This is a genomic window from Nocardiopsis sp. L17-MgMaSL7, from assembly GCF_003182025.1.
Lineage (GTDB): Bacteria > Actinomycetota > Actinomycetes > Streptosporangiales > Streptosporangiaceae > Nocardiopsis > Nocardiopsis prasina.
Genome location: NZ_QGTF01000004.1, coordinates 435,841 through 448,382 on the forward strand (window position 1 = coordinate 435,841; position 12,542 = coordinate 448,382).

10 protein-coding genes are annotated in these 12,542 nt (G+C 71.0%); 7 read left to right on the forward strand and 3 right to left on the reverse strand.

Translation table 11 applies throughout. The features are described from left to right. Positions 1 to 5 precede the first annotated feature (5 nt). Complete coding sequence (locus tag BDW27_RS09610; protein ID WP_110049042.1) at positions 6 to 1,619, forward strand: amidohydrolase; 1,614 nt, start codon at positions 6 to 8, stop codon at positions 1,617 to 1,619. A 153-nt stretch (positions 1,620 to 1,772) separates the two neighbouring features. Here the strand turns inward: BDW27_RS09610 and BDW27_RS09615 are convergent, their stop codons facing one another. Beyond that, the gene (locus tag BDW27_RS09615) at positions 1,773 to 2,921 is read right to left on the reverse strand and encodes a S1 family peptidase (RefSeq protein ID WP_110049043.1); all 1,149 of its coding nucleotides are present in this window, start codon (positions 2,919 to 2,921) and stop codon (positions 1,773 to 1,775) included. Between the two features lie 556 nt (positions 2,922 to 3,477). Then, positions 3,478 to 4,629 (reverse strand): S1 family peptidase, encoded by a 1,152-nt coding sequence (locus tag BDW27_RS09620; RefSeq protein WP_017544816.1) that lies wholly within the window; start codon positions 4,627 to 4,629, stop codon positions 3,478 to 3,480. A gap of 687 nt (positions 4,630 to 5,316) precedes the next feature. Between BDW27_RS09620 and BDW27_RS09625 the strand changes: the two genes are divergently transcribed. The 6 genes from BDW27_RS09625 (at position 5,317) to BDW27_RS09650 (ending at position 11,393) form a co-directional block, all read left to right on the forward strand. Continuing rightward, positions 5,317 to 5,517 carry a ubiquitin-like protein Pup gene (locus tag BDW27_RS09625; protein ID WP_017544817.1) on the forward strand — a complete coding sequence of 67 codons (201 nt, stop codon included), beginning with the start codon at positions 5,317 to 5,319 and terminating at the stop codon, positions 5,515 to 5,517. A gap of 173 nt (positions 5,518 to 5,690) precedes the next feature. Next, on the forward strand, positions 5,691 to 6,542 hold the full coding sequence (prcB, locus tag BDW27_RS09630; protein ID WP_017544818.1) for a proteasome subunit beta: 852 nt from the start codon (positions 5,691 to 5,693) through the stop codon (positions 6,540 to 6,542). A gap of 55 nt (positions 6,543 to 6,597) precedes the next feature. Then, entirely contained in the window at positions 6,598 to 7,323 is a 726-nt protein-coding gene (prcA, locus tag BDW27_RS09635; protein ID WP_017544819.1) for a proteasome subunit alpha, read from the forward strand. Between the two features lie 108 nt (positions 7,324 to 7,431). After that, the gene (gene pafA / locus BDW27_RS09640) at positions 7,432 to 8,790 is read left to right on the forward strand and encodes a Pup--protein ligase (protein ID WP_017544820.1); all 1,359 of its coding nucleotides are present in this window, start codon (positions 7,432 to 7,434) and stop codon (positions 8,788 to 8,790) included. Positions 8,791 to 9,003: 213 nt separating this feature from the next. Continuing rightward, positions 9,004 to 10,107, forward strand: coding sequence for an FKBP-type peptidyl-prolyl cis-trans isomerase (locus BDW27_RS09645; protein WP_017544821.1), 1,104 nt, complete (start codon positions 9,004 to 9,006; stop codon positions 10,105 to 10,107). 212 nt (positions 10,108 to 10,319) lie between these two features. Further along, positions 10,320 to 11,393: a methionyl-tRNA formyltransferase gene (locus BDW27_RS09650; protein ID WP_110049044.1), complete on the forward strand. Its 1,074-nt coding sequence runs from the start codon at positions 10,320 to 10,322 to the stop codon at positions 11,391 to 11,393. On the opposite strand, the gene BDW27_RS09655 is transcribed toward BDW27_RS09650, so the two are convergent. Further along, the gene (locus BDW27_RS09655) at positions 11,380 to 12,474 is read right to left on the reverse strand and encodes a DUF3866 family protein (protein WP_110049045.1); all 1,095 of its coding nucleotides are present in this window, start codon (positions 12,472 to 12,474) and stop codon (positions 11,380 to 11,382) included. The two genes, BDW27_RS09650 and BDW27_RS09655, sit on opposite strands and share 14 nt — an antisense overlap. Between the last annotated feature and the right edge of the window lie 68 nt (positions 12,475 to 12,542).

Here is a 12,542-nt window from a genome sequence, read left to right on the forward strand (position 1 = left end):
CTCCCGTGACCGGTCTGCTCATCCACAACGCCCGCGTCCTGACGATGGACGACACCAACCCGACCGCGCCCGCCGTGGCCGTACGCGAGGGCCGGGTCCGTCTGGTCGGCGGCGTAGAGGCGGCCCGGGCCGCGGCCGGACCCGGAGCCGTGGAAGTGGACGCTGGCGGACGGACCGTCCTGCCCGGTTTCATCGACCCGCACAACCACCTGCTCTCCACCGCCGAGTCCCTGGCGGCGGTGGACGCGCGCTACCCCCGGGTGGGCAGCGCCGCCGACCTGGTCGCCGCGATCGCGGCCGAGGCCGAGCGCACCCCTGCGGGCCAGTGGATCCGCGCCTTCTCCATGGACGACGCCAAGTACCCGGGCGGCCGTCCCACCCGCCGCCACCTGGACGAGGCCACCACGGAGCACCCGGTCATCGTCTACCACGTCTCCGGCCACCAGGCCGTGGTGAACTCCGCCGCGCTGGCCTGGAGCGGGATCGGCGAGGACGTGCCCGACCCGGCCGGCGGCTCCTTCGTCCGCGACGAGGGCGGGCGGCTGACCGGGATGGTCACGGACGCGGCCATGGAACTCCTGCTGCCGCTGGCCGTGGACATCGGCTGCCACGGACCCAACTTCCACACCGCGCTGCCCACCGAGCACCTGCTCGGCTGGCTGTCCGACGCGGCCGGGCCGTACCTGTCGGCGGGTGTGACCACGGTGTGCGACCCGCAGGTCTCCGCACGCGAACTGCGGGTGTACCGGGCGGCGCGCGCCGCCGGGACGCTGCCGCTGCGCACCTTCGGCATGCCGCTCTCGCACCAGCTCGACTCCCTCACCCACGCCGGCCTCGCGAGCCCGTTCGGTGACGACTGGCTCCGCCTGACCGGGATGAAGTTCTACTCGGACGGCACCCTCCTGGGGGGGACCGCGAAGTTCAGCGTTCCCTACGGTGAGCACGGCCAGTTCCCCGGGAGCCTCTACCACCACCCCGACCAGCTGGTGGACCTGGTGACCAGGGCCGCCAAGGAAGGGTGGCAGGTCGCGATCCACACCCAGGGCGACGCCGCCATGGAGCACACCCTGGACGCCATCGCCTCGGCCGCGCGGGTGTCGGGCCCGGACCCGCGCCCCCGGATCGAGCACTGCGGATACCCGACGGTGGAGCAGGCCAAGCGCTTCACCGACCACGGGGTCATCCCGGTCAACCAGCCCAACTTCCTGCACGACAGCGGCGGCGACTTCCTGCGCCGACTGGGGGACCGCGCGCACCGGCTCCAGCCCATGCGCGAGGAGATCGACCTGGGACTGCGCCCTGTGCTGTCCAGCGACTCCTTCGTCTCCAGCCTGCGCCCGATGGACACCGTGGCCAACGCGGTGTGCCGCACCACTCGGGAGGGGGCCGACATCGGTCGGGAGCAGGGCGTCACCCTGCATGAGGCGCTGCGCGCCCACACCCTGGACGCCGCGCACGCGCTGGGGGTCGAGGACCGTCTGGGCGCTCTGCGTCCGGGATACCTCGCCGACCTGGTCGTCCTCGACGCGGACGTGGAGTCCCTGCCGCAGGACCGGCTGCGCGAGGTGAACGCCTGGCTGACGGTCCTGGACGGCGAGGTCGTCCACCAGGCGGGCTGAGCAGAGGAGGGGGATCGGGGCAGGTCACGGGTGGGGCCGTGGCCGGTGAACGGTTCCCCGGTGCGGACGCGAGCGTCCCCGCCCGCTGGACGCGGGCGGGGACGCCTGGTTTCTCAGATCAGCGGACCGGTGGTCCGCCGGGAACCGCGGGGATCAGGTCCGCAGACGGACGCCCCAGGAGTTCACCATGGGGGTGACCTCCTGGTAGAAGGTGGTCCCGCCGGTGCGGCAGTTGCCGGAGCCGCCGGAGGTGACGCCCTGGGCCTGGTTGCCGGAGATGTAGGAGCCGCCGGAGTCGCCGGGCTCGGCGCACACGGTGGTCCGGGTCATGTTGGTGACGGTGCCCTCGGGGTAGCTCACCGACTGGCCGCGGGCCTGGATGGTGCCGCAGTGCCAGCCGGTGGTGGAGCCGGAGCGGCAGACGGAGGAGCCGATGGGCGCCTGGTTGTGGCCGGCGACGGTGGCGTAACCGCCGGTGTTGTAGCGGCTGACCAGGTTGGTCAGCGTGAAGTTGGACGTGCCGCGGACGAAGGCGGCGTCGTTGCCCGGGAAGATGGACTGCTCGAAGACGCCCTGGCCGTTGCCGATGCTCACCTGGGTGCCCACGCGGCCACAGTGACCGGCGGTGACGAATCCGGGCTGACCGGCGGCGTTGGTGGCCGCGAATCCGACCGAACAGCGGCCGCCCATGGTGTAGGCCAGACCGCCGATGATGTCGGCGTAGAGCTCGGGCTGCGCACTGCTGGTCACCTCGACGGCCGAGGCGTCCACGCCGGCGTCGGCGAGCAGGCCGCTGACGTCGGCTCCGGAACCCTCCAGGACCTCCAGGACGACGGTGTCACCCGCCACGTCCGGGTACCAGCCGACCACGCCGGGGACGGCGTCGGCGGCGTTGAGCTCCTGGATGATCTCGTCGAGGCCCTCGATGCCGTAGGAGACGAGTTCGGTACCCGCGCCGGTGGCCTCCACAGCCTCGACCGAGGCGGCGTCGGTGACCAGGACGGTCAGTTCCAGGGTCTCGGTGTCGAAGACGGAGCCGCCGTAGGCGTCCCCGGCGGCCGCGGCCGCGGCCTCGTCGACCTCGAAGGCGGTGTCCTGGGCGGCCAGCAGTTCATCGGCCTCAAGCGGGGTCAGGCCGAGGTCGCGCTGGAGCGCCTCCTGCATGGAGACGGCGTCGGCCTCCGGGGTGGGTGACTGGGGGAGCGGTCCGGTGGCCGCGAAGGCTCCCGGGGTGGCGGACAGCACCAGGCCGAAGGCCAGGGCTCCCGTTCCGATGGCGGAGACAACGGGGGAGGGTCGCATGAGGTCCCTACTCTCCAGGGGGGGGATTAACGGGGGATCGGGGTCGAAATCTCTTCGGCCCCTGTCGTTCACCGAGACATTCGGTAAACAACGCCTAACCATAGGTGCACGTTTTGGTGAGGGAAAGACCGCCAGAACGATGGAGCATTCAGAACGCGGTGGGGTCAACCGATGATCGGTCGCCAGATCGTCGCAGAACGTGGCGACGCGAGTGGCCACCTCGCGATTGTCGGAGTCGGTGCGCTACCGACCGAATCCGGCCTCATGCCGCAAGGGGGGCATTCTGGCCACATGCGGACACAGGTACCGGGTGCCAAACGTGTCCACCCGGACACACAGGCGTAACACCAGTGGTCACGGCTTCGCTCGCGGCCTCTTGATCGTGCGCACAGCGCACTCTCGTTCGATGGGCGCCGGTCCCGCGTACCTCGGGCGGGCGACCGGGTGTGACCGCTCGCGGGAGGGTGTAGGGGGCCGTGAACGGCGAACGCCCCCGCCCGCCGAACGGCGGGCGAGGGCGCGGTTCGCGCGGGAACCACACGGTTCCCGAACGGGCCTAGCTCGTGACGAGGCTGAGGTTCCAGGTGCTCAGCGCCGGGCCGACCTCCTGGTAGTACGTGGTACCACCGGAGGAGCAGTTGCCGGAGCCGCCCGAGGTCATGCCCTGGGCCTGGTCGTCGGCGATGAACGAACCGCCGGAGTCGCCGGGCTCGGCGCACACGTCGGTACGGGTCATGTCGGTGACGGTGCCCTCCGGGTAGCTCACCGACTGCCCGCGGGCCTCGATGGACCCGCAGTGCCAGCCCGTGGTGGAGCCGGAACGGCAGACGGCCGCGCCGACCGGAGCCTGGCTGGAGCCGCCGACGGTCTGGGTGCCACCCGAGCTGTACATGTTGACCAGGTTGGTGACGGTCCAGTTGGACGTCGAACTGACGAAGGCCGCGTCGTTGCCCGGGAAGATGGACTCCTCGAACACACCGGAGCCGCTGCCGTCCTCGCTGTCGGCGGAGGTGCCGACCGTGCCGCAGTGGCCGGCCGTCACGAATCCGTCGTTGCCGGAACTGTCGGTGACCGCGAAGCCGACCGAGCAGCGCCCGCCGCCCATGTAGTAGGCGTCACCGCCGACGATGTCGGCGTACAGCTGCGGCGCCTCGTCGGTCTGCTCCACCTGGACGGCGGAGGAGTCCACGCCCGCGGCCTCGACGAAGCTCTGGGCCTCGGAGGTGTCGGTGGCCTCGATGACGACGGTGTCGCCGGCGAGGTCCGGGTACCAGCCGACGACACCCGGCTGGGCGCCGGCGGCGTCGAGCTCGTCCATGATCTCCGCCAGGCCCTCGGTGCCGTGCGAGACCAGTTCGGTCCCGGCGCCGGTGGCCTCGACGTCCGACACCGCTCCGGCGTCCGTGAGCAGGACGGTCAGTTCCAGGGTGTCGGTGTCGAACACGGAGCCCGCGTAGGCGTCACCGGCGGCCTTGGCCGCCGCCGTGTCGATCCCGAGGGCGTCCTTCTGGGCTTCGAGCAGGTCTTCGGCCTCGAACGGGGTGAGGCCGAAGTCCCTCTCAAGCGCTTCCTGCATGGTGGCCGCCTCGCCCTGGGGTGCGGGCTCGGCGGGTGCGGTGGCGGCGGAGGCGCCGGGCGCGACCGAGAGCGCGAGCCCGAAGGCCAGTGCTCCCGTGCCGATCGCGGAGATGACGGGGGAGGGTCGCATTGATCCCTACTCTCCTTGGGGAATTGACGGGGGTCGGGGCTCGGCCACACCTGAGGGCGAGGCCGGTCCCCGGGGTGAGTCCTTCGGGCGAGCCGGAGGACTCATGCGTTTGCCGAGACGCTCGGTAAACGAATCCAAACCATAAGTGAACAGCTTGGGCAGCGAAAGCCCATGAAATGGATAATTCACTCAGCTGACAAGAGGATCATCCGATCATTGGACTCAATAGGGGCATCACTCTGCGTCGCGAGGTGTCTGACCTCCTGTTTTGATGACTGGCTGTATCTGGATCACAAACCCGTCAGTAGAACAAGGGGAGTTGAGTGGCCGGATGCGGACACTGGAACCGGGTGCCATCCGTGATGGTGGCGCTACGTAGACGTACACAGCATGGTCAGGGCGTCGCAGAGGGTGAAGATCATGTTCGACAAGTGAACATGTGTGCGCATGCCGCCATTGCGGTGGGAGCGAGGGGTGCGACGTAGTGTCACGGGCGCGGTCCGGGCCGCGCTGGCGCCTCCCGACGAGGACACGCCCGGGGCGGAGTCGCCCCTCGTGCCCGCGCCGCGCGCGCCCCGGCCGGACGATTCGAGGTAACTAGCGAGTATCGGGCCTGTGGAAGACGGTTGAGGCGGGAACCGTTGGGCCAAGATAAGGGCGAGGGCCCCGAACGGGAGGTAACGACAGATGGCGAATGACAACGGCGGCCAGAAGCACTCCTCGCGGCGTGACGAGGAGGTCGAGGAGACCGAGGCGGCACCCGAGGCGCAGGAGCGCGACGAACAGCTGGACGAGGACGTCGACGACATCCTCGACGAGATCGACGACGTGCTGGAGAGCAACGCCGAGGACTTCGTGCGCCAGTTCGTGCAGAAGGGCGGTCAGTGACCAACCGGTTCGCTGACAGCGCACCCGGCCGTCCCCGGCCCCGGGGCGCACGGGACTAGGGTCGGTCCCACCGGCCGGTACCACCCCCGGCCACCACGGGAACGACAGACAGACGGACGACAGGCGCCCCACCCGCCCCCGTGACGGGGTGGGGCGCGAGCGGAGGGAGTCGCGTGTTCGAAGGCTTCGAGGGCGGACGGATGTCGGCCGCTTTCATGAGTGCGGGGACCTCGTCCTTCACCGAGTTTCTTCGGGAGGTCAAGCCCGAGCTGCTGCCCGCCCACCACATCGGATCGGCCGGCGCCCCCGGCTCGGCCGAGCACCTCACCCCGGACGCGACGACCATCGTCGCGCTCACCTTCCCCGGCGGTGTCCTGCTCGCCGGCGACCGGCGCGCCACCCAGGGCAACGTCATCGCCAACCGCGACATGGACAAGCTGTTCCGGACGGACGAGTTCTCCGCGGTGGCCATCGCCGGTTCGGCCGGGATCGGTATCGAGCTCGCCAAGCTCTACCAGGTGGAGCTCGAACACTACGAGAAGCTGGAGGGGCGCTCCCTCTCGCTCGAGGGCAAGGCGAACAAGCTGGCGCAGATGGTGCGCGGCAACCTCGGCATGGCCATGCAGGGCTTCGTCGTGGTCCCCCTCCTGGTCGGGTTCGACGAGAACACCGAACAGGGGCGGGTGTTCAGCTACGACGCCGTGGGCGGCCGCTACGAGGAACAGCGCTACTACTCGGTCGGCTCCGGGTCGGTCTACGCCAAGGGCTCCATCAAGAAGCTCTACCGTGACGACCTGGACGAGACCACGGCGATCAAGGTCGCGCTGGAGGCGCTCTACGACGCCGCCGACGACGACTCCGCCACCGGAGGCCCCGACCTGCACCGCAGGATCTTCCCGCTGGTCGACGTCATCACCGAGGACGGGCACCGGAGGATCGGCGCGGACGACGTGGCCCGCCTGGCGACGGAGGTCGTCGAAGGACGAGCCGCCGACCCCGACGGTCCGAAGGCCCGCCTGAGCTGAGGCCACCCGGGCCTCCACCCCAGACCTCTCCCGACTAGGTAAGGAACGATCCGCGGTGTCGATGCCGTTCTACGTCGCCCCCGAGCAGCAGATGAAGGACAAGGCGGACTACGCGCGCAAGGGCATCGCGCGCGGCCGCAGCGCCGTCGTCCTTCAGTACGAGGGCGGAATCCTGCTGGTGGCGGACAACATGTCCCGCACACTGCACAAGATCAGTGAGCTCTACGACCGCATCGGCTTCGCCGCGGTCGGCCGCTACCCCGAGTTCGAGAACCTGCGCCTGATGGGCGTGCGCTTCGCCGACGTACGCGGGTACCAGTTCGACCGCCGCGACGTCAGCGGCCGTCAGCTCGCCAACATCTACGCCCAGACCCTGGGCACCGTCTTCAGCGAGAGCCTCAAGCCCTGGGAGGTCGAGATCGTGGTCGCCGAGGTCGGTGACACGGCGGCCGAGGACGAGATCTACCGCATCACCTTCGACGGCTCCATCGTGGACGAACAGGGCTTCGTCGCGGTGGGCGGCTCCTCCGAGCACGTGTCCAGCCAGCTCAAGGACCGGTTCGCCGCGGACGCGCCGCTCAGCGCGGCGCTGAACGCGGCCACCCACGCCCTCGCGCACGAGAACGGCGAGGAGCGCGAACTGGAGGCGGCCAACCTGGAGGTCGCCGTCCTGGAGCGCTCCAGGGAGCACCGCAAGTTCCGCCGCATCCACGGTGACCGCCTGACCGCCCTCATCGAGCAGGGCAAGCGGGGCACCACCGGGGACGAGGCCGACGAGTGATCTGACAGCACAACGGTGCGGCGCCACCCGGGCGCCGCACCGGCCGGGCTGGTGTGGGCGACGCGGCCCCGTCGTCCACGCCACGGTGACGGAAGTTGGTGAGGCCGCGTGGAACGACGGATCTTCGGGCTGGAGAACGAGTACGGGGTCACGTGCACCTTCCGGGGGCAGCGCCGCCTGTCGCCGGACGAGGTCGCCCGGTACCTCTTCCGCAGGGTGGTCTCCTGGGGGCGCAGCAGCAACGTGTTCCTGCGCAACGGGGCCCGCCTGTACCTGGACGTGGGCAGCCACCCCGAGTACGCCACCCCCGAGTGCGACAGCCTCGTGGACCTGGTGGCCCACGACAAGGCCGGTGAGCGCATCCTGGAGGGGTTGCAGGTCGACGCCGAGCAGCGCCTCCACGAGGAGGGCATCGCCGGGGACATCTACCTGTTCAAGAACAACACCGACTCGGCGGGCAACTCCTACGGCTGCCACGAGAACTACCTCGTCGGCCGACACGGGGAGTTCGGCCGCCTGGCCGACGTCCTCATCCCCTTCCTGGTCACCCGACAGATCGTCTGCGGCGCGGGCAAGGTGCTCCAGACGCCCCGAGGGGCGCTGTTCTGCGTCAGCCAGCGAGCCGAGCACATCTGGGAGGGCGTCTCCTCCGCGACCACCCGCTCACGCCCCATCATCAACACCCGCGACGAACCCCACGCGGACGCCGAGCGGTTCCGCCGCCTGCACGTGATCGTGGGCGACTCCAACATGAGCGAGACCACCACCCTGCTCAAGCTCGGCTCCACCGACCTCGTGCTGCGGATGATCGAGGCCGGGGTGGTCATGCGCGACTACACCCTGGAGAACCCGATCCGGGCGATCCGCGAGATCAGCCACGACATGACGGGCCGCCGCAAGGTGCGCCTGGCCAACGGGCGCGAGGCCAGCGCCCTGGAGATCCAGCGCGAGTACCTGGAGAAGGTGCAGGGCTACGTCGACCGGCACGGGACCGACGCCGTCGGCAAGCGCGTCCTGGACCTGTGGCAGCGCACCCTGGAGGCGGTGGAGACCCAGAACCTGGAGACGGTCCAGCGCGAGATCGACTGGGTGGCCAAGTACATGCTGCTGGAGCGCTACCGGGAGAAGCACGACCTCACCCTCTCCTCTCCGCGCGTGGCCCAGCTCGACCTCACCTACCACGACATCCACCGCGAGCGCGGCCTGTTCTACCTGATGCAGAAGCGCGGTCAGATGGACCGCGTGGTGGGGGACCTGAAGATCTTCGAGTCCAAGTCGGTGCCCCCGCAGACCACGCGTGCCCGGCTTCGCGGGGAGTTCATCCGGCGGGCGCAGGAGCAGCGGCGCGACTTCACCGTGGACTGGGTGCACCTCAAGCTCAACGACCAGGCGCAGCGCACGGTGCTGTGCAAGGACCCCTTCAAGTCCGTGGACGAACGGGTGGAGAAGCTGATCGCCGGGATGTGAGCCCGGCCGGTGCCCACGGCCCCGGGGCCGGCCGGAGACGGCCACCCCCGGGGCCTTCGGCTGCCCTCCCACCTGCACGTTCGCTTTCGGTGGCCGTCCGCCCCGGTTTCTCGTGGGCCGAAATCAGGAACGGGTTGCTCCCAGGGGCTGGCCACACTCCGACTGTTCGGTAGTGTGACCCTGTCCTGAGCCGGAAATCAGAGGTTGTGACCCATGCACCGACGTGCTGCCGCCCTCGCGGTGCCACTGACCGCCATCGCCTTGGCGGTCTCCAGCTGCTCATCGCTCCCGGAGGACTGGCGTACCCCCGCCTTCCTCCGCATGAACGACGACACGCTCGACTCCCGGTTGCCCCAGGTCACCGGTGACGTCGGCGAGGAGCCCGAGATCGCCTTCCCCGACATCGAGCCTCCGGACGAGGAGATCTCCGGTGTCGTGAGCAAGGGCGCGGGTGAGGACGCCCTGGTCGGCGCGGACGACCTGGTCATCGCCAACGTCGTCCAGTACCAGTGGACCGCTCCGGGCGAGGGCGAGCCGGTCGAGGGCCAGTCCAGCTACGAGAACGGCGCCCCGGACCTGATCCGCATGGACCAGATGCCGGAGTACATCACCGAGACCCTGGTCAGCCAGCCCATCGGCAGCCGCGCGGTCTACGTCTTCCCGGCGCTGACCGAGGAGGAGAAGGCCCAGGCCGAGTCCATGGGGCAGGCCGCTCCCGAGGGCGCGAGCGTCCTGGTGATCGACATGGTCGACCGGTACAGCAAGGGTGCGGTCGTCCCGGGCGAGCAGACCGAAGACGGCGGCGGCGACCTGCCCACGGTGACGCAGGAAGGACACAGCCAGCCCCGGATCGAGGTCCCCGACGCCGAGGCTCCCGACGAACTCGAGGTCACCCCCCTCATCGAGGGCGAGGGCGCCGAGGTCGAGGAGGGCCAGCAGGTCATCGTCCAGTACACGGGCGTGCGCTGGGAGGCCGACGACAACGGCGAGAACGAGGTCTTCGACTCCTCGTGGAACCAGGGCGGCGTCCCCTTCGACACCACCATCGGCGCCGGCGCGGTCATCCAGGGCTGGGACGAGGGCATCGTCGGCCAGAGGGTCGGCAGCCGCGTCATGCTGGTCGTCCCCGGTGACCTGGCGTACGGGGAGTCCGAGGAGGAGGCCATGGGCGCCCCCGCGGGCACCCTGGTGTTCGTGGTCGACGTGCTGGGCGCCTACGACAACCCGCCGCCGCCCGAGCAGGAGGAGTCCGAGGAGGGCGCGGAGGACGCCGGGGGCGACGAGGTCGCCGAAGACCCGGAGGAGTCCGAGGAGTAGTCACCTCCCCGCCGACGAGACGCACCGCCGCCCCCGCGCCCCGAGCCGCGGGGGCGGCGGTGCGTTCGTGTCCGGGCCCGTCCGGTGCCCCCGCCCCGAAGACCGTTCCGGGCAGCGGAGGAGACACGCAGAGCGGGGCCGGGCTGCGGGGGAGCGGCGGCGGGCATGCGTAGAGTCGGTGGCCCACGGTGAGTATGGGGCGAGGGGGAGCCATGCCAGACCAGCGACGGTACTGCTACGTGTCGGGTCTGCGCCTGGGAGTCCCGGCCCTGGAGGAGCTCTGCGCCCAGGGGCGGCCACCGAGCCTGATGGTGTCCTACCCGGCCGAACTGGCGCACCGCTGCGGATACACGGACTTCGAGGAGCTCACCCGTCGCCACGGCCTGCCGCACCTGCGGGCGGCCGACATCAACACCGACGAGGTACGCGACGCCCTCCACGCCCACCGGATCGACCTCATGGTGGTCGCGGGCTGGTCGCAGCTGGTCCACGAGGAGGTCCTGGCCTCACTGCCGCTGGGCGGGGTGGGCCTGCACCCCTCCCCGCTCCCGGTCGGTCAGGGCCGCGCACCCATCCCGTGGACGATCCTGCGTGACATGCGCTCCAGCGCCGTCAGCCTCTTCCACCTCACACGCGAGGCCTTCTCGGGCGACATCGTCGACCGGATCTGGTTCGACGTGGCCGAGGACGTCACCGCCACCGGCCTCTACGAGCGGACCGGCCAACTCCAGTCCGAACTGCTCGTGCGCAACCTGGACGCCCTCCTGGAGGGACGCGCGCCCCGGCGCCCCCAGGCGGGCCACGGCTCGGTGTGGCCCCGGCGCCGCCCCAGCGACGGGCACCTCGACCTCTCGGCGGCCGGACGGGACGTGGACCGGATGGTGCGCGCCCTGGCCGATCCCTACCCCGGTGCCTTCGCGATGTTCGGCGGAGCGCGCATCACCCTGTGCGGAGGTCGGCTCTCCGGCGAGGCCGTGGGCGGCGACCCGGGGCAGATCGTCTCCGCTGGCCCGGGCCGTGAGTGGGGTGTGACCTGCGGGGACGGAAGCGTGTACGTGCCCGAGTCACTCCGGGTGGACGAGGGCGTGCGCGCGGAACCGACCTCCCTGGCCATGTTCCGGCCCGGGCGGTACTTCGACGTACCCTCCGAACACATGATGGCCGACACCCGCCGCACTCCGCTCCCAGGTTCGGAACTGTCCTTCCCGGGCCCCCAGTACCGCGGGGACCACGACTCCGACCACCGGGTCGGTCAGGACGAACCGCGCGGCCTCAAGCACCGATGAGGGTCGCGGCGTGGCGCCCGGCGGCCGCCGCGCTGAGGAAGGCCGACCGGTCCTCGTCCAGGCCGCGCCCCATCGTGGACACCTTCACCGGAAGCGCGCGCACCTCGTCCTCCAGGCCGCTCACGGACACCTCCACGAGCGTGTGGCGCTCGCCCAGGTGCCAGGCCTGGTCCCGGACGCGCTCGCCGAAGAAGCCCGGCAGCCGGGGCACCACCACGTCGGCCGGGGCCAGGGCCACCCGCCCGTAGGCGGTCAGGCTGTGGTGGGACACCCCCCGGTGCCGCTCCCGGGGGTCGGCCTCGCTGACCCTCAGGCTGGCCACGGGACGACCGCCGAGGACGGCGGCGGCGTTGACCGCCTCGCCGCAGGACACACCGGAGAACCCCCACGGAGTGCCGGTGCCCAGGTTGCCCGGCCCCTGGCAGACCACCGCGACCTCCGCGTCCAGCACGTGCCTGGCCGCCAGCAGCCCCGAGTGCACCGTGACCGCCTCCAGGTCACCGCCGAAGGCCTGACCGGTGGTCACGCACCCGCTGAGCAGACCGTCCTCCCTCAGCGCGCCCACGATCCGCGAGAACGCGGCGGGAAGCGCGCCGCCGTCGAGCATCACGTTGACCACCCGCGTCCCGGGGCGCTCGACGCGCACCCCGGCCAGGACGGCGGGCAGCGCGGAGTGGAGGTCGGCCACGACCACGGGCATCCCGTCGATCCCCTCGGCCGTGCGCAGCGCCTCGTGGTGGGGCGAGCCCTGCTCGTCCGCGCCCAGGACGGTGGCCTGGAGGGGCGTGTAGCGGGCCTTCACCAGGTGTCCGGGGCCCTCACGGTCGGCGGGCAGGCGGTCCGGGACCGCCACCACCAGGGCGTATCCGCCCGTGCCCAGACCCAGGTCCAGGGCTCCGGTGTTGAGCAGGACCCGGTCCCCCACCTCGGGGGCTCCCACGAGGTCGGTGTAGGCCAGGGCCGTGCAGGTCGCGGTCCCTTCGGCCCCGTCCCCTCTGACCGGCACCGAGACCGCGCACACGCGGACCCCGGGCCAGGAGGGCAGGACCTGTAGGACTTCACCGCGGCGCCACCGGATCATGCTGGGCACGGTACCGTCGGACCTGAACCGAAGGTGGGAGGACGCGCCCTCGCGGCCCCGCCCGGTCC

Coding starts and splice junctions, on each gene's coding strand:
- BDW27_RS09615 (WP_110049043.1), bottom strand. CDS start 2,921: ATGCGACCCTCCCCCGTTGTCTCCGCCATCGGAACGGGAGCCCTGGCC.
- BDW27_RS09620 (WP_017544816.1), bottom strand. CDS start 4,629: ATGCGACCCTCCCCCGTCATCTCCGCGATCGGCACGGGAGCACTGGCC.
- BDW27_RS09625 (WP_017544817.1), top strand. CDS start 5,317: ATGGCGAATGACAACGGCGGCCAGAAGCACTCCTCGCGGCGTGACGAG.
- BDW27_RS09645 (WP_017544821.1), top strand. CDS start 9,004: ATGCACCGACGTGCTGCCGCCCTCGCGGTGCCACTGACCGCCATCGCC.
- BDW27_RS09650 (WP_110049044.1), top strand. CDS start 10,320: ATGCCAGACCAGCGACGGTACTGCTACGTGTCGGGTCTGCGCCTGGGA.
- BDW27_RS09655 (WP_110049045.1), bottom strand. CDS start 12,474: ATGATCCGGTGGCGCCGCGGTGAAGTCCTACAGGTCCTGCCCTCCTGG.